The sequence below is a fragment of the Mesorhizobium loti R88b genome (genome assembly GCF_013170845.1).
Taxonomy (GTDB): Bacteria; Pseudomonadota; Alphaproteobacteria; order Rhizobiales; family Rhizobiaceae; genus Mesorhizobium; species Mesorhizobium loti_B.
The window spans coordinates 4,793,982-4,816,058 of record NZ_CP033367.1 but is presented as its reverse complement, the minus strand read 5'-3'; the positions used below and the strand labels follow the sequence as shown (position 1 = coordinate 4,816,058).

Genomic DNA, 22,077 nt, shown 5'->3' with positions numbered 1-22,077 from the left:
TTTTCTTTGCCTTTGCCGCCGTTTCCGGCTGAAACTCCCAGAGTTAACGAGGAAAGAGATTGATGTCCCTGAAGTCCCGCCTTGCCGCCGATGAAACGCTGATCACCGCCTGGTCGGGCGTGCCGGACGCCCTGACCGTCGAAATCCTCGCCAAGCAGGGCTTCGATGCGGTGACGCTCGACATGCAGCATGGCGGCCATCATGAGGACAGCGTGCTGCGCGGTCTCGTGCCGGTACTTGCGGCAAACAAGCCAGCGCTGGTGCGCATTCCCGTCGGCCGTTTCGACATGGCAAGCCGGGCACTCGATTTCGGCGCCGAAGCGGTCATCGCGCCGATGGTGAACTCGGTCGCCGATGCAAAGCTGTTTGCCGCGGCGATGAAATATCCGCCGCTCGGCGAGCGCTCCTGGGGCCCCACCTACGCCTTTCCACGCCATGGCAAGGGCGACTATGCCGAATGGCTGCGCGACACCAACCAGCGCACCATGGCCTTCGCCATGGTCGAGACGCGTGCCGCGCTTGACGCGCTCGACGGCATTCTCGACACGCCGGGCATTGACGGCATTTTCCTGGGACCGTCGGATTTCTCGATCGCCTGGAGCAACGGCACGACCGTCAATTCGACGCTGGAAAGCATGATGGAGACGATAGCATCGGTCGCCGAGCGCACCCGCAAGGCCGGTAAACATGCCGCTATTTATGTCGTCGAACCAGCAATTGCCGGCCGTGTCGTGGCGATGGGTTATCGTCTGCTGGCCACCGGGTCCGAGCATGCGGTGATTTCGCTGGGGGCAAAGACCCTGCTGAAGGGCATCAAGGATTCGATCGGCGCCTGACGAGGCGCCCGAAGAAACTACGCCTTCAGATCGGTGAGGAACTTGGCGAAGGTCATGGATCCTTCGGGCCACGGGCCGAAGCCCGAATCCGCATTGAGGTGGCCGGTCTCGCCGGCGTCGATGAACAGCGAGCCCCAGGCCCCGGCAATGTCCTCGGCGACATCGAAGGCGCAGAACGGGTCGTTGCGGCTGGCAATCACGATCGACGGAAAAGGCAGCGGCTCGCGCGGATAGGGGCCGAAGGTCATCAGGTGCTTCGGCTTGATCTTGGGATTGGCGACATCGGGCGGTGCCACGAAGAAGGCTCCGGCAACTGGCCTCACGAATCGCGGAACGGCCTGTACCGCGGCGGCGACCCCCAGCGAATGCGCGACGATGACGACCGGCCTCTCGGCTTCGTTGACCGCCTTGGCCACGCTCGCCGTCCAATCCTCGCGCACCGGTTTCGACCATTCCGCCTGTTCGACACGGCGCGCCGTCGACAGTTTCGATTGCCAACGGGTCTGCCAATGCTCAGGCCCGGAATTGGTGTAGCCCGGCACGATCAGGATATCTGCGTCTTTGACTTTCATGGCGCTGAGATAGCGAGCCCGATTGCCTCATGCAACCGTTGAAGGGCATGCTCCTGCTCGGAATGGTGAACACCATGTTCGCTTTTCGCTGTCTTGTGTGAACGATTGCGATAGACGATCTGTCGTCGGGAGAGAAACAGCCGTGGGGGCCGGATTTTGGCGCTGACACGACGTACATTGATCGGCGGCGCCGGGTTCCTGGCTTTTGGAGTTCCATCAAGCGTTGCCGCAACGGAGACAATGATGAGCGAACTGCCATTTGCCGCCACCACGCCGGTGAGCGTTGCCCGCGTCGGGCTCAAGGCACGCGATGCCGAAAGCCTCGCGGCCTACTACCGCAGAGTCGTTGGGCTGCAGGAGTTGAGCCGTGCCGATGGCGCCATCACGCTCGGCGCCGGCAGCCGCCCACTGCTGGTCATCGAGGCTGATCCTTCGGCCAAGCCGGACGATCCGCGCAGCGCCGGCCTGTTCCACACCGCTTTCCTGCTGCCCAGCCGCGCCGATCTCGGCCGCTGGATCAACCATGCCATATCAGCCAAGATCGCCATCGAGGGTGCTTCGGACCATCTGGTCAGCGAAGCCCTGTACCTGACCGACCCCGAGGGCAATGGCATCGAAATCTATGCCGACCGCCGTCCGCAGGACTGGAAGTGGAACGGCGACAAGGTGGCGATGGCAACGGAACGCATGAACATTCCTGCGGTCGTTGGCAGCGTGCCGGCCGGCGATGCCGGTTGGCAAGGTGCGCCCGAAAACAGCATTGTCGGTCATGTCCATTTGCGCGTCGGCAGGCCGGAAGAGGCAGAGACTTGGTGGAACAAGGAGTTCGGCTTCGACACGGTGGCGAAATATGGCGGCCAGGCGGTTTTCCTGTCGTCGGGCGGTTATCACCACCATATCGGCGCGAACGCCTGGCAGAGTCCCGGCGCCGGCCGCCGTGATCCCAGCCGGTCGGGGCTTGCCTGGGTCGAGATGCGTTCAGACAATGTGGCCAGCGAGAGCAGCCGTGAGGACCCGTGGGGCACGGTGATCAGGACTGTTCCTGGAAAGGCTGGCAGTTAAGCCCTATTCGGCGGCTCCAGTGGACCCTAGAGCCTTACGCTTCTCGACGTAGGTGTCGACAAGCGCGGATAGGTGTTGCGCATGCGCAAGAAATTTCTCGCGATCGTAGCTCGGAGCGTCGAGTTCGAAATCGAGTACAAACTTGTGCAGCAAACCAGCAAATTCAGCGAGATCAGCTGAGGCGAGCTGATCCACATAGATGCAATTGTAGCCCCAATCATATTGGTTTTTGAAGTTGACGAGGTAAGGTCTTTCCCCGACTTCGCCGATACAATAGCGGATCACCCACCGCGCAAACCAAGATGCGGTGCCAAAGTCCTCGATGCCTTCACCAATGACGATCACACCCATCGTTCAGATCGCTCCGGCACGAAGCTTGTCAGGCCTCCCCAAAAACCCGCCTGAAAATCGTATCGACATGCTTGGTGTGATAGCCCAGGTCGAATTTCTCGCGAATCTCCGCCTCGGGCAATGCCGCGGTCACTTCCTTGTCGGCCAGAAGTTCTTCAAGAAAATCAGCACCTTGTTCCCACACCCTCATGGCGTTGCGCTGCACCAGCCGGTAGGAGTCCTCGCGCGATAGGCCGGCCTGCGTCAGCGCCAGCATCACGCGCTGCGAATGCACGAGACCCCTGAACTTGTTCATGTTCTTCAGCATGTTCTCGGGATAGACGACCAGCTTGTCGATGACGCCGGTCAACCGCGACAGTGCGAAATCGAGCGTCACCGTGGCGTCCGGACCGATCATGCGCTCGACCGAGGAATGCGAGATATCGCGCTCGTGCCAGAGCGCGACATCCTCCATCGCCGGCAACGCCATGGAGCGCACCATGCGGGCAAGGCCGGTGAGGTTTTCCGTCAGCACCGGGTTGCGCTTGTGCGGCATTGCCGACGAGCCTTTCTGGCCCGGCGAAAAATACTCTTCCGCTTCCAGCACCTCGGTGCGCTGCAGATGGCGGATCTCGGTCGCCAGCCGCTCCATCGACGAGGCGATGACGCCGAGCGTGGCAAAGAACATCGCATGGCGATCGCGTGGGATGACCTGCGTCGACACCGGCTCCGGCTTAAGCCCTAGCTTTGCCGCGACATGCTCTTCGACATAGGGCTCGATGTTGGCGAACGTGCCGACGGCGCCTGAAATCGCGCAGGTTGCGATGTCCTCGCGTGCGTGCACCAGCCGCTCGCGGCAGCGCGAGAACTCGGCATAGGCCTGCGCCAGCTTGATGCCGAAGGTTGTCGGTTCGGCGTGGATGCCGTGGCTGCGGCCGATGGTGACGGTGTCCTTGTGCTCGAAGGCGCGGCGCTTGAGGGCGGCAAGCAGGCCGTCAATGTCACCCAGCAGGATGTCGCTGGCGCGGGTGAGCTGGACGGCAAAGCAGGTGTCCAGAACATCCGAAGAGGTCATGCCCTGGTGGATGAAGCGTGCGTCGGGTCCGACGAATTCGGCGAGATGGGTCAGGAAGGCGATGACGTCATGCTTGGTTACGCGCTCGATCTCGTCGATCTTGTCGACGTCGAATTTCGCCGCGCTGCCCTTTTCCCAGATGGTTTTCGCGGCCGCTTTAGGGATAACGCCGAGTTCGGCCAGTGCATCGCAGGCATGGGCCTCGATTTCGAACCAGATGCGAAACCGGGTTTCGGGCGACCAGATGGCGACCATTTCCGGCCGGGAATAGCGAGGGATCATCGGTCAGTCCTGATTTATCTAGAGCAATTCCAGGAAAAATGTGCAGCGGTTTTCCCACGGGAATTGCGAGGAGAAGGAATTAGAGCGGGTCGGCGGTTCTGCCAAACGCCGAACCGCTCTGGGTTAGCCCGCGTCCTAACAGAGGCGGACAAAATGCTCAACGTTGCCGCCGCGCAAACCAGAGGCTCGCGGCAAACAAGGCGACGAAACCCAGTGGAAAATAGAGCCTGATACCCAGCACCACGAACTGGTAGAACGCCACCGCCATGGTGAAGACGAGTTGGAACCCCCATTCCAGGGTGAAGGCGGGTGCATGCCATTCGGCGTAGTATGACCGGTATTGCAGTGCGTACAGGCCGGCGGTCAGGCCGATCGTTGCGGCGGCGAGGCCCACCAATGTCGCTGCGAAGGCAACCTCCCAGCCCCTTCCGAGCGAGACCAGCCGTGCGGCGAACAGGCCAACCGGAATGGCCAGGGCGCCGCCGCCCGCAAACAGCAGCGATACGGTGCGGATCTTGTCCGGTGTCACCCAATTGTCCAGCAACAGGTTGACGAGCGCGCTGGCACCCATCGTGGCGGCCCACAGCACGGCACCGAGAAGCGCTTCGCGCAGTGTTGGCATCGCGTGGCGCAGGCGGCGCAGGGCACGATTGCGCCTGGCGGGTTGAACGAGCGCTGTCACAGGCGGCCGGTCACGGCGATCCAGCGATAGTCCGGCCCCTCGAAGCCATATAGGCGCACCGCGATCAGGACGGCATAGGCGCTGAGGCTGTCCATGGAGAATGTCTGGACCGCACCGATGCGATAGCCGTTCGGGCAGCCCCGGCTCTTGGGAATCGACTTGTCCTCGTGCAGCAACTTGGTGGCACCGCCATCCTGCGCCTCGATGCGCAGCAGCCGGAAGCCGTTGATCTCGCCCTGGCTCTCGCAGCCTTCGGTATTGTTCATGCCGATTTCGTCCAGCCGGAACTCGAGAGGCTGGTCGACCGGAGAAAAGATCGGCCGCGGATTGACCACTATGCGGTGCGGATCGGCCGAAAGCTCGGTCACCGGGTTGAAGCCGGCGGTGATGCCGCGGTTGGCGCTCAACTCAGCCTGGCTGACAATGGCCTCGCCTTTCTGCCGGGCCTGGAGGCGGGCAGCGTCCAGTTTGGCATTCTCGTCGTCGAGCCGGACCCTGATCGGCGTGCCCTGGAGGAAGCTGTCATTCCTCGTGTCGATGTAATAGCGGTTGGCATAGGGAAAACCCGACCCGTCCTGGACGCCATATTCCTCGAAGGCGAAAACGCCGCCGTCCTTTGTGAAGCCAAGGATTTCAAGCTCGGCGACATCGCCGGCCCGGGCGCCGATCGACGCCGCAAACTGTGCGGCCAAGGAAGCGGCCAGGGAAACGGCAAACAGGAAAAGCATTCGCATCGTTTTTCACTCGCGCCACAGCAATCGTTCAATCCCTAGCACGGCCGAATCAAAACGTCGTGCGGGTCAAAAGCCGATGCATCCAATCGGCTCGTCATTTGTTATTGTCGGCAGTCCCCAATGGAGAACCACCATGACCGACACCAGCAAAATTCGTGAACATATGGAAGTCGTTGGCGCCGATGGCGTGCATGTCGGCACTGTCGACAAGGTCGACGGTGAGCGCATCAAGCTGACCAAGGCCGACAGCGGCGAGGGCGCCCACAAGGGTCATCACCACTACATTCCTCTGGCTCTGGTTGCCGAGGTCGATGGCAAGAAGGTGTGGCTGTCGGCGAATTCCGATGTCGCGGTGACGTTCGAAGAAGAAAAATCCGATCCGGTCTGATCGGCGGTTTGGCTAGCGACGCGACGACCAGACCGGAAACAGATCGTTGTCGGCTGGCGTCGCGGCAAACACGCCTCGACTGATGGCGCGCGCCATCGTGGCTCCGGCTGCGGCATAGAGGTCGATTGCCGCGTCGGCCGTCAGTTCGATGCCACTCGTGCCGGTCGCCAGCGCAAACACCAGGTCGCCATCGGCCGGCGTATGCGTTGGCCAGATGGCTCGCACGAAGCCGTCATGCGCCGATATCGCCAGGCGTTTGGCCGCGGCCTTGGTAAGAACCGCGTCCGTGGCGATGACGGCGATGGTTGTGTTGCCGCCGGTCTCCGTCTTCGCGGCGACGCGCTTGTCGCGATACTTCAACAAAATGCGTTTTGCATCGTCCGGCATTGGCGAGGGATAGCCGAGCCCGCCAAATTCATCACCAATCTCGAAAGGCGCCGCCCAGAAATGGCGGGTTCGCCCCACGGTCACCGAGCCGGTCGGATTGACGGCTGCCAGCGCGCCGATGGTGACGCCACTGTCGAGCAGCGTCGAGGCCGAGCCGAGACCCCCTACGAGCCCTGAGGTCAGCGCACCGGTGCCGGCGCCGATCGTGCCGAGCTGGAAATCGAGCCCGGCATCTTGCACTGCCTCATAGCCGAGATCGCGGTAGGGCGGGTAGCGGCCCCAGTCCTTGTCGCCGCCGTTGCGCAGATCGAAGAGGATTGCTGTCGGCACGATCGGCACACGAAAACCGCCCACCTCCAGCCCGATGCCGCGCTCGCGCAGCGCCGCCTGCACCCCGGACGCGGCATCGAGGCCGAAGGCTGAACCGCCTGAGAGCACGACGGCGTGCACTGCCTCGACGGAATTGTGCGGTTCGAGCAGGTCGGTCTCGCGGGTGCCGGGCGCGCCGCCCAGGATCTGGACCCCGGCTACGGCCGGCTGGTCGCAAAGCACTGATGTCACGCCGGACTTCAGCCTGGCATCGGAAGCATTGCCAACGCGCAGGCCGGCAACGTCGGTGATCAGGTTGCGCGGCCCGGTGCGGAACATCAATTGCTTTCTGCGGGCACGAAGCGCGTGCCGTCGAAGCGGAAGACACGGTACGGGCTCTGGCTGAGGTCACCCTTGGCGTCGAAGCGGACCGGCCCGATCGCGGTGCTGAAATCCTGCCCGGTCAACGCCTCGGTCAACGGCTTGCCGGAACTCTCGGACAGCGCCGCCGCCTTGGCAATCTCGATCGCCGCATAGGCCGGCAGCGTGTAACCGTCCGGCGCGATCTTCTGGGCGGAGAAGCTTTCCAGCACTTTTGGATCGGCGATGTCGGCCCATTCAGGCGGTGCGATCATCAACGTGCCCAAGGCATAAGGTACGTCGCCGGGCGGCGTGCGCAGGTTCTCGCCGCCGGCAAAGACGATGCCGGCCTGGAGCTGCGCGGCATCGCGGCCCATAATGGCGATGTCGTCGCCGTCGCCCCCGGCAAAGACATGTGTGGCGCCGGCCTTTTTCAGCCGACCGACCAGGCCGATCTGGTTATCGAGCTGCGGCCTGAACGTGTCGACGAAGACGGGTTTCAGCGCTGCCTGCTCGGCCGCCGCGCGAAATGTCTCGGCCATCTCGCGGCCGTAGATGGTGCCGTCGTCGATGATGGCGAACAGTTCGTTCTGCCACAGTCGGGTGAGGCTGGCCGCCACCGCGTTGCGCTCGTCGTCGCCACGCGGCCCGAGCCGATAGACCGGCCAGCCGGTCTTGGCGCGGCGGTCGGTCAGGCTTTCGGTGCGCACGCCGACTGTGATGACCGGGATATTGGCGTCCTTCAGGATCGGCATCGCCGCCTCGATGGCGTCGGTGCAGAGGAAGCCGACCACGACATTGACCTTGGCTGCGGCAAAATCCCTGGCCGCGGCAGCACCCCCATCGGCGGTGCAGGCGTCGTCCACGGTCTTGAGTTCGATGCCGTTGGCTTGCGCCGCCAGGCCGGTGCCAAGCTCGATCTGTTTGCCGAGGATGGCTGAAGGTCCAGACAAGGGCGCGGCGACCCCGACCAGCAGCGTCTCGGCATGCGCCCCGCCGGCCGCAAACAGCCAGAACAGCGCCGTTATTGTTCTTGTCCCGGGTCGCATTCGAGCGATGGCGTCCTTTGTGCCGGTCTTATGCTCTTGGCACGATTTGCCGCCAAGACCTAAAGGCTGCCCGGCTTTGGCGCAACACGCGAATTTCGGGATACGCTTCAGCCACTTCGCTTGTGGCGTGTCATGTCTGGCCATATATGTCAGGAGATGCTGGCCATGGAATATTCCCGGTGCTGAAGAAGAACGATATTGGACCGCAGGCCTATCGCGATGCGATGAGCCATTTTGCCGGTCACGTCCACGTGGTTACAACGGATGGGCCGGCTGGCAAGCGCGGCACGACGGTGATCGCTGCCTGTTCGGTGTCGGACACACCGCCGACCATTCTGGTCTGTCTCAACCGCGAAAATCCCAAGAACGAGCTGTTCGTGAAAAACGGCCGCTTTGCCTTGAACACACTGGCCTCGCACCAGGAGCCGCTGTCGGTCGGCTTTTCTGGCATCACCAACCTGTCGCTGGAAGAGCGTTTCGCGCTCGGTGAGTGGGATGTGATTTCCACAGGTGCGCCGACGCTGAAGGGCGCGCTCGCCGTGTTCGACTGCGAATTGATCGACACCAAGGATCTGGCCACCCATCGTGTGCTTTTTGGCAAGGTGACAGGTCTGCGCATGGGCGATAATTTGCGTCCGCTGATCTACCACGCCCGCGGCTACCACGTCCTGGACAGCGGAGTGGCGGCGTTCACGGAGAAAGAATGACCGAACTGAACCCGCGCCCCGTGCCGCGGACGATCGACGAGACACTCGATCTCCTGACCGGCGCGGACTATGTGGCGGACCGGTCGCTGGCGACCGTGCTTTTCCTGTCGCTGCGCATGAACCGGCCGCTGTTCCTTGAGGGCGAGGCCGGCGTCGGCAAGACCGAGATCGCCAAGGTGTTGGCGCAGGCGCTCGGCCGCCGGCTGATCCGCCTGCAATGCTATGAGGGGCTCGATGTCTCCTCGGCCGTCTATGAGTGGAATTACGCCGCGCAGATGATCGAAATCCGCATGGAGGAGGCGGCCGGCAAGGTCGATCGCTCCGCCATGGAGCGCAACGTCTTCTCCGAAAAATACCTGGTCCGCCGCCCGGTGCTCGATGCGCTGACCGGCAAGGCGGGTGCGGCGCCGGTCTTCCTGATCGACGAGCTTGACCGCACCGACGAGGCCTTCGAGGCCTTCCTGCTCGAAATCCTGTCCGACTTCCAGGTAACAGTGCCTGAGCTCGGCACCATCAAGGCGGAAGAGCCGCCGATCGTCATCATCACCACCAATCGCACTCGTGAGATCCACGACGCGCTGAAGCGGCGCTGCCTCTATCACTGGGTCGACTATCCCAATGCCGAGCGGGAATTGGAGATCGTGCGCCGCAAGGTGCCGCAGGCCAACCAGCGGCTTTCGGCCGAGGTCGTCTCCTTCATCCAGAAGCTGCGCCAGATCGAACTGTTCAAGGTGCCGGGCGTCGCCGAGACCATAGACTGGGCCGGCGCGCTGACCGAACTCGACAAGGTGGCACTCGATCCCGAAACCGTGTCCGACACGATCGGCGTGCTGTTGAAATACCAGGACGACATTGCCCGCATCGGCGCGGGCGAGGGCCGGCGCATCCTCGACGAGGTCAAGGCCGAGCTCGCGGCGGCGGAGTAGCGGCAATGAAGGCGCCGGGTGCTTACCCCAAAGAGGCCGACCCCAGAGAGGCGACGGTGGACGGACGCATCGCCGACAACATCGTCTATTTTGCCCGCACCTTGCGCAAGGCCGGCATGCGGGTCGGGCCGGCCTCGGTCAAGGATGCGATCGAGGCGGTGCTGGCCGCCGGCATCGGCTCGCGCGACGATTTCTACTGGACGCTGCACGCCGTGCTGGTGTCCAGGCACGAGGATCACCCGATCTTCGACGAAGCCTTCCGGCTGTTCTGGAAGTCGCACGAACTGATCGAGAAGATGCTGGCGATGTTTTCGCCGGTGGCGCCTGACGCCAGGGAGAAGCAGAAGCCGCGCGCAGCCGAGAACCGCGTCAGCCAGGCGATGTTCGAAGGCCACCAGAAGAACCAGCCAGCGCAGGAAATCCCTGAGATCGAGGTCGATGCCCGTTTCACCTTTTCCGGCAACGAGGTGCTGCGGGCCAAGGATTTCGCCCAGATGAACGCCGCCGAGATGGCCGATGCCAGGAAGGCGATCGCAGCGCTGCGACTGCCTGTCGACATGGTGCGGACCCGGCGCTTCAAGGCCGATGCGCATGGCCGCCGCATCGACCCGCGCGCCATGATGCGCTCGGCCGCGCGCACCGGCGGCGAACTGATCCTGCCGAAATTCCGCTCTGCCCGCGAAGTCCACCCGCCGCTGGTGGTGCTGGCCGACATTTCCGGTTCGATGAGCCAGTACACGCGCATCTTCCTGCATTTCCTGCATGCGCTGACGGAAAAGCGCCGCCGCGTGCACACCTTCGTCTTCGGCACCCGGCTGACCAACCTGACCCGGCAGATGCGCCATCGTGATCCCGATGCCGCCCTTGCCGACTGTTCGGCGGCGGTCAAGGACTGGTCAGGGGGCACGCGCATCGGCGATACGCTGGCCGAGTTCAACAAGCTGTGGTCGCGCCGTGTGCTGGGGCAGGGCGCGGTCGTGCTTCTGATCACCGACGGGCTGGAGCGTGACGATGTCGCCGGCCTCTCGGAGGAAATGGAACGGCTGCACAAATCCTGCCGGCGGCTGATCTGGCTCAACCCGTTGCTACGCTTCGACGGTTTTCAGGCGCGAGCCCGCGGCGTCAAGGCGATGCTGCCGCATGTCGACGAATTCCGCTCGGTGCACAATCTCGACGCGCTCGCCGACCTCTGCGCCTCGCTGGACAAGAAGTCGGCGCTTTCAGTCGATCCGCGGCGATGGATGGACGCTGGCGCGAGGCACGCCGCATAGCCATATGTTTCCGGCTCCTTGGAAAAACAGACCCTGAGAGAAGCAACGATGAGCGACAACATTTATCTCGATGAAGCCCGCGATCCGCTGATCATCGCGGAAGGCTGGATGAAGGACGGCAAGGATGTCGCTATCGCGACCGTGGTCGAGACCTGGGGTTCGGCGCCACGCCCGGTGGGCAGCCATCTTGTCATCGATGCGGATGGCAATTTTCACGGTTCCGTCTCAGGCGGTTGTGTCGAAGGGGCTGTCGTGACCGAGGCGATCGACGTCATCGATACGGGCAAGGCGAAAATGTTGGAGTTCGGTGTCGCCGACGAGGCCGCCTGGCAGGTTGGCCTGTCCTGCGGCGGCCGCATCAAGGTTTATGTTGAGAGACTAGGCTGATCCAATGGATCCTTATGCACTGAAAACGCTCAACGCCGAGCGCCGCGCCCGCCGCGCGGCGATCCTGGTCACCGACCTCGGTGACGGCCGTGATCGCATCGTGCGCGAGGGCGACCAGGTTGCCGGGGACCTCGGAGCCGCGATCGCCAAGGCGTTTCGGTCGGGCAATTCCGGTTCCGTCGAGGCGGAAGGGCGGACCTTCTTTCTCAACGCGCATCTGCCGCAGCCGCGCCTGGTGGTGATCGGTGCGGTCCACATCAGCCAGGCGCTGGCGCCGATGGCGAAAATCGCCGGCTACCCCCTCGAAATCATCGATCCGCGGACTGCCTTTGCGACACCGGATCGCTTTCCCGATGTCGCGCTGCATGCCGAATGGCCGGAAGATGTGCTGAAGCGCCAGCCGCTCGACAGCTATACGGCGCTCGCCGCCGTCACCCATGACCCGAAGATCGACGATTTCGCGCTGAAGGCGGCGCTTGACGCCAATTGCTTTTATGTCGGAGCGCTTGGCAGCCGCAAGACGCACGCCAAGCGCGTCGAACGCCTGCTGGCGCTAGGCGCGAGTGCGGACCAGATCGCCCGCATCCATGCGCCGATCGGGCTCGACATCGGTGCCGCGAGCCCCGCCGAGATCGCCGTGGCGGTGCTGGCGCAAGTCGTCCACGCCTTCCGCTCGCGCGGCCTCGATGCCAAGGGCGTAGCCGCGTGAAATTCGGGCCCATTCCGGTTGAAACGGCCGAAGGCGCGGTGCTGGCGCATGCTACGACCGCTGGCGAAAAGCGCTTTCGCAAGGCGCACCGACTGAGCGCCGAGGACGTCTCCATACTCAAGAGTGCCGGAATTTCGCAGGTCGTTGCCGCCGTGCTGGCCTCGGACGATCTCAGCGAGGATGCCGCGGCGCAAAAGATCGCGCAGAGCATGGCGTTTCGCGGCATCGAGGCCAGGCCGGCTGCGACCGGGCGGGTCAACCTCCATGCTGGTGCGGCGGGCATCTTCACCGTCAACGCCGGGATGATCGACGCCATTAACGCCATCGATCCGGCCATCACCATCGCCACGCTGGCGCAACATGCGCCGGTCGAGAGGGGCCAAATGGTGGCGACGGTGAAGATCATTCCTTTCGCGGTCAGTTCCGCGCTGGTCGATGCCGCCATGAAAATCTGCGTCGGCGGCGAGATCTTTGCCGTCAACGCCTATCAACCGGTGCGCGTCGGCGTCATCCAGACCGTTCTGCCGGGCATCAAGCCCGGCGTGCTCGACAAGACCTTGCGCGTCACTGAAGCGCGGCTGGCGCGCTCGGGCGGCAGGCTGACGGCCGAGCGCCGCACGGCGCATGAGATCACGGCCGTGGCGGAGGCTGCCGCGTCGCTGGCGCGCGACAACGACATGGTGGTGATTTTTGGCGCTTCGGCGATGAGCGATTTCGCCGATGTCGTTCCGGCGGCGATCGAAATGGCGGGGGGTACTGTCATCCGCGCGGGCATGCCGGTCGATCCCGGCAATCTGCTGGTGCTCGGCACACTTGCCGGCAAACGCATCATCGGTGCGCCCGGCTGCGCCCGCAGCCCCAAGGAAAACGGCTTTGACTGGGTGCTGGACCGGCTGGTCGCAGGGCTCGACGTTACTGCCAAGGACATCGCCGGCATGGGGGTCGGCGGGCTGTTGATGGAAATCCCGACGCGGCCGCAGCCGCGCGAACCGCTGCCGGCCAAGAGCCAGCTGAAGGTCGGGATCGTGCTTCTGGCGGCTGGCCGGTCGAGCCGCATGGGCGGGCCGAACAAGCTGCTGGCCCTGTTTAACGGTCAATCGCTGGTGCGCCGCACGGCCGAGCGTGCACTCGCCTCGAAGGCTTCGGGTACGATCGTCGTAACCGGCCATCAGCGCGAGCGCGTGCGCGCGGCTTTGTCGGGCCTCGACGTCACCTTCGCCGACAATCCCGATTTTGCCGACGGCCTGTCCACCTCGCTGAAGGCCGGTATCGCCTATCTGCCTGAGGACATCGCCGGTGCGATGATCGTTCTGGGAGACATGCCGGGCGTCGCGTCCGCCGATCTCGACCGGCTGATCGATGCGTTCCGCAAAGCCGGAGGCAATTCGGTGGTCCGCGCTTCGCATGAGGGCAAGCGCGGCAACCCGGTGCTCCTGCCGCGCTCGCTGTTCCCGGCCATCGCCCATCTCGAAGGCGACACCGGCGCGCGCCATCTGGTCGAGGCCGAAGGGCTCGATGTCGTCGATGTCGAGATTGGCGAGGGCGCGTCTGTCGATGTTGACACCCGCGAGGCGCTCGAAGGCGCCGGCGGCGTGCTGCAGGATTGACAAACCCAGGCTGAATTACGCAAGCCTGCGGTATGGCGTTTCCTTTCCTTTCCCCTCTTCACGGCTTTCTCTTCGCAACATTTGTTCTTTGCGTTGCCGGCCATGCCGATGCGCTCGAACTAAAACCCTTCAGGGACGATCTCTTCGCCTACCCGGCCGCGCTGTCATCCGACACCAACGGCGTCTACACGGTCCTCGATTACCGCGAGATGCGCGACATCAACCAGCGCGACGAGGTGCCGGAAAAGCGCGTGCATCCGCAATATACCGACACCAGCGTTCGCAAGGTGCAGCAGGACCTGCTGCTGAAGACCGATGCCGGCGATGTCAGGCACGTCGCCGTCGGCAAGACGCAAGGCGCCGGCATCATCGTGCTTTACCTGCATGGGCAGGGAGGCAGCCGCAAGCAGGGTGTCGACGACTTTACTTTCGGCGGGAATTTCAACCGCATCAAGAATTTGATGGCCGGCAATGGCGGCCTCTATCTCACCCCGGACTTTACCGATTTCGGCGACAAAGGTGCGGCTCAGGTCGCCGCCCTGGTCGAGCACTACGCCGCACAGTCGCCGGGCGCTAAAATCTTCGTCGCCTGTGGCTCGATGGGCGGCGCGTTGTGCTGGAAGCTTGCCGGACGCAAGGACACCGGTGGCCGCATCAATGGGTTGCTGCTGCTCGGCTCACTTTGGGACGAGAGCTTTTTGGCCAGCCCTGCCTTCAAACGCCGCGTACCGGTTTTCTTCGGTCAGGGAAGCCACGATGTCGTCTTTCCCATAGCGAACCAGGAAGCCTTCTTCCGTTCGATCCTCGCCAGATCAAAGACGTATCCGACCCGTTTCGTCCGCTTCGAGACCGGCACACATGGCACGCCCATCCGCATGATCGACTGGCGCGGCACGCTCAACTGGATGCTGTCGAAGGCGCCTTGATACGGAAGGACAAAACCTTGAAGCGCATCGCGCTTCAGGGTGCGGTGTTGTAGTCGACAATCGTCTGCGGATTTTCTTCACCATCATAGGACGCGTCGACGTCATACTGAACCAGCGAAAAATCACCGTTACGGAACAAATATGTGCCGGAGTCGGAGGCATCGCCGATGCCTCGCCATTTGTTGAAAGTGGTGATCGTATGGGCGTCCGGGTCATAGTCGGAGTTGGTGGCCCATCCCGTGGTCTGGAAGCCGATCACCGTCACGCTCAACAGCTTGCCGTCACTGTCGTTGTTTTGGTAGCGGATATCGGTCTCCGGTTCGGCAAACTGCAATTGCCGCACGCCGTCGACCTCATCCGTCATGTAGTAGACCGAGCTTTCATTGTAGGCGGCGGCCGCACAGGAGAAATGGAACAGCCGCGTTTCCTTGTCCGGATCACCGGGCTGGCCATTCTTGTCCTTGTACTTGATCGAAAAGACATCCGGCTCAGTGGCCAGAAGGTCGTTGTCGCATTGGCCGCCATAGGTCGCCAGAAAGGCCTTCTTGGCCTGCTCAAGTGCCGTATCCTTCTTCGGCGGTGGTGGTCCGTCGCCACAGCTTGGCGGCACAGCCTCCTCGAGATCGGCGGTCGAAGGTTTCAGTGCGCCTTTTTCGATGTGGATCGGATCGAAGGGCGGCGCCGCCTGGATTTGGGCGTTCACCTGGCGCAGTGTGTAGCAGCCTGCAAATACTTTTGCGTCGCCGCTCTTGTCCGTGGCGCGGATGGCGACAGGCACGTTGTAGAAGATGCTGCCGGCGGCACCCTCGTCTGAAACGGCGCCGGTCGCGACTTCCACCTTGTCGGTACCGTCATAGCCTTTGACAAAACTGTCGAAATCCTTAGCCGGCTTCGCATCGCCATAATACCCCCAGGCACGGGTGAATTCGTGGCGATTGATGGCGCTGTAGAGCGAGCGGATGACCGCCTCGGCGCTCGACCGGTCGTCGACATAGGGTGCTTCGGGCGCGTCGTCGGCGGCACGTGCCGCATGGCCCATGGCGGCAAGGGAGAGAAGGGCTGTCGCTGCGAGAAGGACGCGTCTCATCGGGAATCTCCGCTCGATACCGGAAATTCTACCACGGCGATTGCGGCGACGTGGTGACGCGGTGCCTTACGGCGCTTGAAGAATCGTGCGCACAGGCGCTACGTCCCCCAGCCGGCGTTCGGGCCGGATAGGAGATTTGACGTGACGATATCGATGTATGAGGCATCCGTGCCCGTGTTTTCAGCCAGGCTGAAAGCACTTTCCAGTGTGCTGGCGGCAGCCGAACAGAATGCGCTTGACCGCAAGATCGACCCGCAGGTGTTTCTGACCTCGAGACTGGCACCCGACATGTACGCCCTGACCCGGCAGGTGCAGATCGCGACCGATCATGCCAAGGGGGCGCCATCGCGGCTGGCCGGCCGCGAGGTGCCGAAATATGAAGACAACGAGGCGACTTTCGCCGATCTGGAGGCGCGGATCGCCAAGACACTCGCGCTTCTGGCGACTTTTTCGGCTGCCGATATCGATGGATCCGACGACAAGGTGATCGAGTTGAAACTCGGCGGACGCGAAACGACGCTGGGCGGCATGCAGTATCTGCTGCATCTGGCCATGCCCAATTTCTATTTCCACCTCACCACAGCCTACGACATCCTTCGCCACAATGGCGTGCCGCTGGGCAAGGCGACATTCCTCGGAGCGCGCTGAGAAATCAGGCTTTGAGATGTCCCGGAGCGACCCGGGACATCTGGCTACTGCTCTGAGCAATTCCAGAAAAAGTGTCGGCGGTTTTTCCGGGAAAAGCGGATAGCGCTTTCCCTTGGGAATTGCGCCAAAACAAAGAGTCTACCCAATGGACATTTCGCGGGCGATGCGTGGAAAATCGGCGGGCTTGATACCGATGTCGGCACGGTCGGCATTGCTCATTGAGTGGAGCAGTGCGAGCGCCGCCCGGTATCTCAGATGTTCTTTTGGGCGTGGCCGGGCGAACATTTCAGTGAAGAAACCCATGATTCAGGCTCCTGGTTGGTCCTCCACGCCAGCCAATATAGGTGAATCGTGACAATTGTGCAGTGCAGCATTTGCATGCCTGCTATGTCCGGATGATTTTCATAAAATTTTTTTCGACCCGGTGAAACTTCTGTGCCGCACGAACCGTAGGCTTCGATGCTGGCACATGGCCAGTTTTTCCTCGCCACTCCTGGCGAATTTCCGGACTGCATGAAAATGCGGTCCGGCTTTTTGTTGGAGGGGCCTTGGTACCCGGGCGGCAATCCTCGCAACGGCTAAATTCGTTAAGATCGGTGGCATGTATTTTTAACGAGCCGGTTCTATGCTCTGTAGCCTGGACAGTCGGGCAAGGGGGAGGCTGACATCGCTACCAGCGCCAAGCGCGATTTCGCGTCGTTGCTCGACGACCTCTTTGTTGCCTCCGACAAGGTCGACGGCATCGAGGGCGACGAGACGGGTGCGCGTCCGTCCATTCCGTTCGACTATCTCTCGGTCGCCGACGAGCTTCATTCCGGGCGCATCAAGGTATCCGCCGCCGAGTATCGCGAGGCAGGTACCGATCTGGCGAGCGAATTCGCAGCCTTGCTCGACCACGCCAAGCTGGCTCTGGCGGGCGAAGTGCCGAAGCCCGAGGAGAAACTGCCACCGATCGATCCTGACTCGATCGCAGCCGAACTCGGCCTCGATCAGTCCAAGCAGGTTGCCGATTTCAGCCGCATGCGCCGCAGCTTTGCCTTCGCAAATCATCCCGACCGCGTCGCCCCGCATCTGCGCCAGCGCGCCATGATCCGCATGCAGATCGCCAACATGCTGATCGACGAGGCCAAGCGCCGCGCCGTGGCCGGCGTTCGCCGCTAAACACCGCTGGTTCACGCAAAAGTCGGCCTGGCGAGGCTTGGAGAGCGCCGCTGCTTTCCCTATAGATGCGGCTTCCTCCCGCGCGACCGCGCCAGCCTATCTCTCCGGAGCTGAATTCCATGCACAAACGCCGTCTTGGTCGGACCGATCTTCTTGTTACCCAGATCTGCCTGGGTTCGATGACCTGGGGCCAGCAGAACACCGAGGCAGAGGGGCACGCCCAGATGGACCTGGCCTTTTCGCGCGGCGTCAATTTCATCGACACCGCTGAACTCTACCCGATCCCGCCCAAGGCAGAGACGCAAGGGCGGACCGAAAAGATCATCGGCAGATGGATGAAGGCCAAGGGCAACCGCGACAAGGTGATCCTTGCCTCCAAGGTCGTCGGCCGCACCGCCAACACCTGGTTTCGCGGCGACAGGCCTTCGCAACTGGTGCGCGCCGATATTTTTGACGCCATCGACAAATCGCTGGCCAAGCTCGGCACCGACTATCTCGATCTCTATCAGATCCACTGGCCGGAACGGGACATCCCCTGGGGTGCCAATCCGACACGTGTCGGCGCTGTAGCGCGGCGCGCCGATGCAGTAGGCGCTCCGACGGACGAAACGCCGATCGCCGAAACGCTTGCAGTGTTCGAGGAACTGGTAAAGGCGGGAAAAATCCGCCATTTCGGCCTATCGAACGAAAGCTCCTGGGGCGTCATGCGGTTCCTTGCCGAGGCCGACAAAGGGATCGGCCCGCGCGTCGCTTCGATCCAGAACGCCTACAACCTCGTCAACCGCACCTTCGAGGTGAACCTCGCCGAGGTCTGCGAGCGCGAGCAGGTTTCGTTGCTGCCCTATTCGCCGCTGGCGCAGGGCTATTTGACCGGCAAATACGACCATGGCGCGCGCCCGCAGGGGTCACGCTCGCAGTTGTTCAATCGAGGTCAGCGTTATGAGACGCTCAATGCAGCTGAAGCGCAGCTCGAATACAATGAACTGGCACGCTCCTTTGGCCTGGAGCCGGCGCTGTTTGCCAATGCCTATGTATCGAGCCGGCCCTTCGTCACCTCGAATATCATCGGCGCGACAACCATTCCGCAGCTCGAAATGGCGCTGTCGTCGGTGGATGTCGTCTGGACCGAAGAGATGCAGAAGGCGGTGGATGCAATCCATCAGCGGGTCGGCAATCCCTGTCCTTGATTGGCGCGGGGTACGGAATTATCGGAAATAGCAGAGGGGTGGAGACAATGGTGGGCTTTCCAATCGAGGCCGTGCGTGGAAAATTTCCGGCGCTTTCCCTGACCGACAAGGGGCGCCGGCGCATCTATCTCGACAACCCCGCCGGCACGCAGGTGCCGCAGGCGGTGGCCGATGCGGTATCGCGCTGCCTGCTGACCACCAATGCCAATCTCGGCGGCTATTTCGAAACGACGATCGCCGCTCAAGCTGTCGTCGACGACGCGCACCAGGCGATGGCTGATTTCCTCGGTGCGGCGAGCCCCAAAGAGATCATCATCGGCGCCAACATGACGACGCTGACCTATCACATGTCGCGCACGCTTGGCCGCGGCTTCAAACCCGGTGACGAGATCATCCTCACCCGCATGGACCATGAGGGCAATGTCTCGCCCTGGCTGCAACTGGCCGAGGACCTCGGCCTCGTCGTGCGCTGGCTGCCATTCGATGAAAAGAGCTGGCAGGTCGAAGAGGCGACGCTGGCTGATCTCTTGTGTGACAAGACACGGCTGGTCGCGTTGAATTATGCCTCGAACCTGACCGGTTCGATCAACCGGGTTAAGTCCCTGACTGCCATTGCAAAACAGGCCGGCGCGCTAGTCTATGTCGATGCCGTCCAGTTCGCGCCGCATGGCCTGATCGACGTCAGCGATCTCGGCTGCGATTTCCTCATTTGCTCGGCCTACAAGTTTTTCGGGCCGCATATGGGCATTTTGTGGGGGCGGCGTGACGTTGTCGAAGGCCTGAAGCCCTACAAATGTCGTTGTTCGTCCAATGGCCTGCCGGAGCGGTTCGAACTCGGCACGCCGCAGATCGAACTCATGGCCGGCCTGACGGCGGCGGTCGACTATTTTGCTGACCTTGGCGCTGCGGCAGGCGAGGGCGGTTCGCGCAGGCAGAAGATTGCCAAGGCGTTCGAAGTGTCCATCGCCTATGAAAACCCGTTGGCGCAAAGGCTGATCGACGGCCTGTCCGACATTTCGGGCCTGACCATCCATGGCATCACCGATCCGAACCTGCTCGTCGATCGTGTGCCGACGGTCTCCTTTACCGTTGAAGGCATCGTGCCGGAAACGATCGTGCGGCAGATGAATAGCGAAAACATCTTCCTGTGGTCCGGCCACAACTACGCCTGGGAGATTGTCCACCAGCTCGGTATTCCGGCCGAACAAGGCGTCGTGCGCATCGGCATCGCGCATTACAATACGATGGCTGAGATCGACGAGACGCTGGAAAGCGTACATCGGGTCATTGCCATGCTCAGGCAGCAGCGGTCCTGACGCGGAGCTTGAATTGTTACCGCGCCTTGCCGCCGAATCCGGTGAGGAAGGCGGTAAGGTTGTCGCCGAGCGCGTCGCAGAGATAGCCGCCTTCCTGGACGATGACCGTCGGCAGGCCAAGCTTGGCGATCGCCTCGCCGATGCGCGAGAAGCCTGGCGTCGTCACCGAAAGCCCGCCGAACGGATCGCCCTCGAAGGCGTCGAGGCCGAGCGCCACGACCAGCGCATCGGGCGAGAAGGCGCGGATGCGCTGGAGGGCCGCCTCGAGCGCCTCCAGAAACGCCGCGTCGGCGGATTTGCGCGGCAGGGGCAGGTTGAAATTGTAACCGAGGCCCGGACCTTCACCGCGTTCGTCGGCATGACCCCAGAAGAAGGGGTAAAAGCGCACCGGATCGGCGTGCAGCGAGACAGTGAGCACGTCAGGCCGTGCATAGAAAATGCCTTGCGTGCCATTGCCGTGGTGCAGGTCGACATCGAGGATGGCGACGCGCGCCGCCTGCTTGCGCAGCACCTGCGCCGCGACAGCCGAATTGTTGATGAAGCAGAAGCCGCCGGCGACGTCGGCAAAGGCGTGGTGGCCGGGCGGGCGGCACAGCGCATAGGCGGCCGGCGCGCCAGCTATCACCGTTTCGGCGGCTTCGACCGCACTCCAGGCGCTCCATAGTGCGCTTTGCCAGGTCTCGCCCGAGATCGGGCAGGCCGTGTCGGCCATGTGATATCCAGCTTGGCCAACGGCGGAGGCCGGATAAGAGCCGTTGCGGGCGATCGGGTGGATGTTGGGGATCACCTCCGCCGACGCGCCTTCGATGCGCTGCCAGCGTTCGAAGATGTGTTCGAGGAAGTCGAGATACTCCGGCGTATGGACCGCCGCTACCGGTCCAAGTCCGTGATTCCGGGGCCGTTCGGTCGTGCAGCCGGCAGATTTTGCGCCGGCTAACAATCTCTCAACGCGCTCCGGCTTTTCCGGATTGGGCTGAGCGGCACCACTCGAAAGAAAGGCCTTGGGGTCGTGTCGCTTCTGCTCCTGCGCATAAAAGGCTTTCATTCCTGATCCCCATTTTCCGGTGCGTCGGCAAAGGTGAAAAAGGCCTCGCCGATGATCTTCTGCGTCTGTTCGTAACTCGACCAGGCAATGCCCAGCCTTTCATAAAAGGCCTTCGCGCCTTCATTGTCGGTGTCGACGGACAGCCGCAGATACACGCCGCCCTCTTTCCGGCATTCCGCAGCGACACGCCGCAGCAGGCGCTCGCCGATCTTGCGGCCGCGAAACCGGTCCTCGACATAGAGATCCTGCACATAGACCCCAGGCCGGCCCATCCAGGTAGAGAAGATCGGGAAATGCAGGCAGAGGCCGGCGAATTCGCCGCCGACTTCGGCGATCAGGGTAGAGAAGGCGGGCTTTTCGCCGAAGCCATAGGCGCGGAGATCGTCAACAGTGGATACGATCTCCTGATGCGCGCCGATATGGGTGCCAAGTTTGAGAAGCGCGGCGTGGATGGTCTCGGCGTCGTCGATGGTGCCGGGGCGGATGACGGTGTCGCTGGTCGGGGGCTGGATCTTGTCTGACATGAATCAGGCCGCGGTTTCGGCTGAACCGGACTTCTTTAGGAGATCGTCAAGGTCGCCGATACTGTCTTCCGAAAAGACCCGAATGCCATTGGCTTCCAGCAGAGCGGTGGTCGTGCCGCGACCGGCTACGCGCCTGCTTGAAAAGCTGCCGTCATAAACGAAGCTGCTGCCGCAGGACGGACTGCCGTCGGTAAGAACCGCGTAGCGACATCCCGTTTCTCGGGCGAGGTCGAGCGCAATTTGCCCGGCTTCGAGATAAAGTGCGGTCACATCATTTCCCGTCTGCTCGATCACTCGACCCTGGCCGCGAAGCACAGCATCGGCTGAGCCGTGAATTTCTGCAGCGGGACGCGGCGTGGAGAAACCCGCGGCAACCTCAGGGCAGAGTTGCACGACCCGCCCTTCCGCTTGCCAGCGCATCAGGACCGGATGGTTGTTGAGCCGGTAGGAGCCGTTGTAGCGGACGTGACTGCCGAGCAGGCAGGCGGAGACGAGAACCCTTTCCATGTC

The 22,077-nt window shown here is 62.6% G+C and carries 26 protein-coding genes; 14 read left to right on the top strand and 12 right to left on the bottom strand.

All coding sequences use genetic code 11. The features are described from left to right. The first annotated feature begins 62 nt into the window (after positions 1 to 62). Positions 63 to 836: an HpcH/HpaI aldolase family protein gene (locus tag EB235_RS23565; protein ID WP_027028675.1), complete on the top strand. Its 774-nt coding sequence runs from the start codon at positions 63 to 65 to the stop codon at positions 834 to 836. 17 nt (positions 837 to 853) lie between these two features. Here the strand turns inward: EB235_RS23565 and EB235_RS23560 are convergent, their stop codons facing one another. Next, positions 854 to 1,408, bottom strand: a complete 555-nt coding sequence (locus EB235_RS23560) for an RBBP9/YdeN family alpha/beta hydrolase (RefSeq protein WP_027028676.1) — start codon at positions 1,406 to 1,408, stop codon at positions 854 to 856. Between the two features lie 243 nt (positions 1,409 to 1,651). On the opposite strand from EB235_RS23560, the gene EB235_RS23555 reads away from it, so the two are divergent. Next, positions 1,652 to 2,470 carry a VOC family protein gene (locus EB235_RS23555; RefSeq protein WP_027028677.1) on the top strand — a complete coding sequence of 273 codons (819 nt, stop codon included), beginning with the start codon at positions 1,652 to 1,654 and terminating at the stop codon, positions 2,468 to 2,470. Positions 2,471 to 2,473: 3 nt separating this feature from the next. On the opposite strand, the gene EB235_RS23550 is transcribed toward EB235_RS23555, so the two are convergent. The 4 genes from EB235_RS23550 to EB235_RS23535 form a co-directional block, all read right to left on the bottom strand. Then, the gene (locus EB235_RS23550) at positions 2,474 to 2,821 is read right to left on the bottom strand and encodes a hypothetical protein (RefSeq protein ID WP_027028678.1); all 348 of its coding nucleotides are present in this window, start codon (positions 2,819 to 2,821) and stop codon (positions 2,474 to 2,476) included. Between the two features lie 28 nt (positions 2,822 to 2,849). Beyond that, positions 2,850 to 4,157: an adenylosuccinate lyase gene (purB, locus tag EB235_RS23545; RefSeq protein ID WP_027028679.1), complete on the bottom strand. Its 1,308-nt coding sequence runs from the start codon at positions 4,155 to 4,157 to the stop codon at positions 2,850 to 2,852. 157 nt (positions 4,158 to 4,314) lie between these two features. Continuing rightward, complete coding sequence (locus tag EB235_RS23540; protein WP_032925327.1) at positions 4,315 to 4,779, bottom strand: hypothetical protein; 465 nt, start codon at positions 4,777 to 4,779, stop codon at positions 4,315 to 4,317. Between the two features lie 56 nt (positions 4,780 to 4,835). Beyond that, positions 4,836 to 5,573, bottom strand: coding sequence for a DUF2259 domain-containing protein (locus EB235_RS23535; RefSeq protein WP_027028681.1), 738 nt, complete (start codon positions 5,571 to 5,573; stop codon positions 4,836 to 4,838). A 133-nt stretch (positions 5,574 to 5,706) separates the two neighbouring features. Between EB235_RS23535 and EB235_RS23530 the strand changes: the two genes are divergently transcribed. Further along, positions 5,707 to 5,961 carry a DUF2171 domain-containing protein gene (locus EB235_RS23530; RefSeq protein ID WP_027028682.1) on the top strand — a complete coding sequence of 85 codons (255 nt, stop codon included), beginning with the start codon at positions 5,707 to 5,709 and terminating at the stop codon, positions 5,959 to 5,961. 12 nt (positions 5,962 to 5,973) lie between these two features. Here the strand turns inward: EB235_RS23530 and EB235_RS23525 are convergent, their stop codons facing one another. Together EB235_RS23525 and EB235_RS23520 are read right to left on the bottom strand one after the other, a co-directional pair. Continuing rightward, a complete protein-coding gene (locus tag EB235_RS23525) occupies positions 5,974 to 6,996 on the bottom strand; it encodes a P1 family peptidase (protein WP_027028683.1) in 1,023 nt (340 codons plus the stop codon). Beyond that, on the bottom strand, positions 6,996 to 8,066 hold the full coding sequence (locus EB235_RS23520; RefSeq protein WP_027028684.1) for a branched-chain amino acid ABC transporter substrate-binding protein: 1,071 nt from the start codon (positions 8,064 to 8,066) through the stop codon (positions 6,996 to 6,998). Before EB235_RS23520 ends, EB235_RS23525 begins: the two co-directional genes overlap by 1 nt. Positions 8,067 to 8,245: 179 nt before the next feature. Here EB235_RS23520 and EB235_RS23515 point away from each other — a divergent pair, with 179 nt between their 5' ends. From EB235_RS23515 to EB235_RS23485, 7 genes are read left to right on the top strand one after another with little or no spacing between them, the layout of a single operon-like run. Then, positions 8,246 to 8,773: a flavin reductase gene (locus EB235_RS23515; protein ID WP_027028685.1), complete on the top strand. Its 528-nt coding sequence runs from the start codon at positions 8,246 to 8,248 to the stop codon at positions 8,771 to 8,773. Continuing rightward, positions 8,770 to 9,699: an AAA family ATPase gene (locus EB235_RS23510; protein WP_027028686.1), complete on the top strand. Its 930-nt coding sequence runs from the start codon at positions 8,770 to 8,772 to the stop codon at positions 9,697 to 9,699. The genes EB235_RS23515 and EB235_RS23510 overlap by 4 nt, the downstream gene beginning before the upstream one ends. Before the next feature lie 5 nt (positions 9,700 to 9,704). Further along, the gene (locus tag EB235_RS23505) at positions 9,705 to 10,970 is read left to right on the top strand and encodes a vWA domain-containing protein (protein ID WP_027028687.1); all 1,266 of its coding nucleotides are present in this window, start codon (positions 9,705 to 9,707) and stop codon (positions 10,968 to 10,970) included. Positions 10,971 to 11,018: 48 nt separating this feature from the next. After that, positions 11,019 to 11,357, top strand: a complete 339-nt coding sequence (locus EB235_RS23500; protein WP_027028688.1) for an XdhC family protein — start codon at positions 11,019 to 11,021, stop codon at positions 11,355 to 11,357. Between the two features lie 4 nt (positions 11,358 to 11,361). Next, positions 11,362 to 12,066, top strand: a complete 705-nt coding sequence (locus tag EB235_RS23495) for an XdhC family protein (protein WP_027028689.1) — start codon at positions 11,362 to 11,364, stop codon at positions 12,064 to 12,066. After that, positions 12,063 to 13,673, top strand: coding sequence for an NTP transferase domain-containing protein (locus EB235_RS23490; protein WP_027028690.1), 1,611 nt, complete (start codon positions 12,063 to 12,065; stop codon positions 13,671 to 13,673). The genes EB235_RS23495 and EB235_RS23490 overlap by 4 nt, the downstream gene beginning before the upstream one ends. A gap of 32 nt (positions 13,674 to 13,705) precedes the next feature. Continuing rightward, entirely contained in the window at positions 13,706 to 14,599 is an 894-nt protein-coding gene (locus EB235_RS23485) for an alpha/beta hydrolase family protein (protein WP_027028691.1), read from the top strand. Between the two features lie 34 nt (positions 14,600 to 14,633). Here EB235_RS23485 and EB235_RS23480 read toward each other — a convergent pair whose 3' ends face one another. Then, positions 14,634 to 15,686 carry a DUF1176 domain-containing protein gene (locus EB235_RS23480; protein ID WP_027028692.1) on the bottom strand — a complete coding sequence of 351 codons (1,053 nt, stop codon included), beginning with the start codon at positions 15,684 to 15,686 and terminating at the stop codon, positions 14,634 to 14,636. Positions 15,687 to 15,827: 141 nt separating this feature from the next. On the opposite strand from EB235_RS23480, the gene EB235_RS23475 reads away from it, so the two are divergent. Further along, positions 15,828 to 16,334, top strand: coding sequence for a DUF1993 domain-containing protein (locus EB235_RS23475; protein WP_027028693.1), 507 nt, complete (start codon positions 15,828 to 15,830; stop codon positions 16,332 to 16,334). Between the two features lie 138 nt (positions 16,335 to 16,472). Here EB235_RS23475 and EB235_RS23470 read toward each other — a convergent pair whose 3' ends face one another. After that, positions 16,473 to 16,637 (bottom strand): hypothetical protein, encoded by a 165-nt coding sequence (locus EB235_RS23470; RefSeq protein WP_080680699.1) that lies wholly within the window; start codon positions 16,635 to 16,637, stop codon positions 16,473 to 16,475. Between the two features lie 396 nt (positions 16,638 to 17,033). Here EB235_RS23470 and EB235_RS23465 point away from each other — a divergent pair, with 396 nt between their 5' ends. From EB235_RS23465 to EB235_RS23455, 3 genes are all read left to right on the top strand, one after another. Beyond that, positions 17,034 to 17,495 carry a hypothetical protein gene (locus tag EB235_RS23465; protein WP_080680700.1) on the top strand — a complete coding sequence of 154 codons (462 nt, stop codon included), beginning with the start codon at positions 17,034 to 17,036 and terminating at the stop codon, positions 17,493 to 17,495. Positions 17,496 to 17,614: 119 nt separating this feature from the next. Further along, a complete protein-coding gene (locus tag EB235_RS23460; RefSeq protein WP_027028695.1) occupies positions 17,615 to 18,682 on the top strand; it encodes an aldo/keto reductase in 1,068 nt (355 codons plus the stop codon). A 47-nt stretch (positions 18,683 to 18,729) separates the two neighbouring features. Then, on the top strand, positions 18,730 to 19,998 hold the full coding sequence (locus EB235_RS23455) for a cysteine desulfurase-like protein (RefSeq protein ID WP_032925330.1): 1,269 nt from the start codon (positions 18,730 to 18,732) through the stop codon (positions 19,996 to 19,998). Positions 19,999 to 20,014: 16 nt separating this feature from the next. Here the strand turns inward: EB235_RS23455 and EB235_RS23450 are convergent, their stop codons facing one another. The 3 genes from EB235_RS23450 to EB235_RS23440 are packed head-to-tail and all read right to left on the bottom strand — an operon-like array spanning position 20,015 to position 22,074. Next, complete coding sequence (locus EB235_RS23450; RefSeq protein WP_027028697.1) at positions 20,015 to 21,043, bottom strand: histone deacetylase family protein; 1,029 nt, start codon at positions 21,041 to 21,043, stop codon at positions 20,015 to 20,017. Continuing rightward, positions 21,040 to 21,567, bottom strand: coding sequence for a GNAT family N-acetyltransferase (locus EB235_RS23445; protein WP_027028698.1), 528 nt, complete (start codon positions 21,565 to 21,567; stop codon positions 21,040 to 21,042). Before EB235_RS23445 ends, EB235_RS23450 begins: the two co-directional genes overlap by 4 nt. A gap of 3 nt (positions 21,568 to 21,570) precedes the next feature. Continuing rightward, on the bottom strand, positions 21,571 to 22,074 hold the full coding sequence (locus EB235_RS23440) for a DUF523 domain-containing protein (protein ID WP_027028699.1): 504 nt from the start codon (positions 22,072 to 22,074) through the stop codon (positions 21,571 to 21,573). Between the last annotated feature and the right edge of the window lie 3 nt (positions 22,075 to 22,077).

Bases quoted from the DNA above. Each gene is read 5' to 3' on its own strand.
- EB235_RS23445 (WP_027028698.1), bottom strand. From the start codon at position 21,567: ATGTCAGACAAGATCCAGCCCCCGACCAGCGACACCGTCATCCGCCCC.
- EB235_RS23520 (WP_027028684.1), bottom strand. From the start codon at position 8,066: ATGCGACCCGGGACAAGAACAATAACGGCGCTGTTCTGGCTGTTTGCG.
- EB235_RS23510 (WP_027028686.1), top strand. From the start codon at position 8,770: ATGACCGAACTGAACCCGCGCCCCGTGCCGCGGACGATCGACGAGACA.
- EB235_RS23470 (WP_080680699.1), bottom strand. From the start codon at position 16,637: ATGGGTTTCTTCACTGAAATGTTCGCCCGGCCACGCCCAAAAGAACAT.
- EB235_RS23565 (WP_027028675.1), top strand. From the start codon at position 63: ATGTCCCTGAAGTCCCGCCTTGCCGCCGATGAAACGCTGATCACCGCC.
- EB235_RS23555 (WP_027028677.1), top strand. From the start codon at position 1,652: ATGAGCGAACTGCCATTTGCCGCCACCACGCCGGTGAGCGTTGCCCGC.
- EB235_RS23550 (WP_027028678.1), bottom strand. From the start codon at position 2,821: ATGGGTGTGATCGTCATTGGTGAAGGCATCGAGGACTTTGGCACCGCA.
- EB235_RS23530 (WP_027028682.1), top strand. From the start codon at position 5,707: ATGACCGACACCAGCAAAATTCGTGAACATATGGAAGTCGTTGGCGCC.
- EB235_RS23455 (WP_032925330.1), top strand. From the start codon at position 18,730: ATGGTGGGCTTTCCAATCGAGGCCGTGCGTGGAAAATTTCCGGCGCTT.
- EB235_RS23450 (WP_027028697.1), bottom strand. From the start codon at position 21,043: ATGAAAGCCTTTTATGCGCAGGAGCAGAAGCGACACGACCCCAAGGCC.
- EB235_RS23460 (WP_027028695.1), top strand. From the start codon at position 17,615: ATGCACAAACGCCGTCTTGGTCGGACCGATCTTCTTGTTACCCAGATC.
- EB235_RS23560 (WP_027028676.1), bottom strand. From the start codon at position 1,408: ATGAAAGTCAAAGACGCAGATATCCTGATCGTGCCGGGCTACACCAAT.
- EB235_RS23505 (WP_027028687.1), top strand. From the start codon at position 9,705: ATGAAGGCGCCGGGTGCTTACCCCAAAGAGGCCGACCCCAGAGAGGCG.
- EB235_RS23535 (WP_027028681.1), bottom strand. From the start codon at position 5,573: ATGCGAATGCTTTTCCTGTTTGCCGTTTCCCTGGCCGCTTCCTTGGCC.
- purB (WP_027028679.1), bottom strand. From the start codon at position 4,157: ATGATCCCTCGCTATTCCCGGCCGGAAATGGTCGCCATCTGGTCGCCC.
- EB235_RS23525 (WP_027028683.1), bottom strand. From the start codon at position 6,996: ATGTTCCGCACCGGGCCGCGCAACCTGATCACCGACGTTGCCGGCCTG.
- EB235_RS23500 (WP_027028688.1), top strand. From the start codon at position 11,019: ATGAGCGACAACATTTATCTCGATGAAGCCCGCGATCCGCTGATCATC.
- EB235_RS23485 (WP_027028691.1), top strand. From the start codon at position 13,706: ATGGCGTTTCCTTTCCTTTCCCCTCTTCACGGCTTTCTCTTCGCAACA.
- EB235_RS23480 (WP_027028692.1), bottom strand. From the start codon at position 15,686: ATGAGACGCGTCCTTCTCGCAGCGACAGCCCTTCTCTCCCTTGCCGCC.
- EB235_RS23540 (WP_032925327.1), bottom strand. From the start codon at position 4,779: ATGCCAACACTGCGCGAAGCGCTTCTCGGTGCCGTGCTGTGGGCCGCC.
- EB235_RS23495 (WP_027028689.1), top strand. From the start codon at position 11,362: ATGGATCCTTATGCACTGAAAACGCTCAACGCCGAGCGCCGCGCCCGC.
- EB235_RS23440 (WP_027028699.1), bottom strand. From the start codon at position 22,074: ATGGAAAGGGTTCTCGTCTCCGCCTGCCTGCTCGGCAGTCACGTCCGC.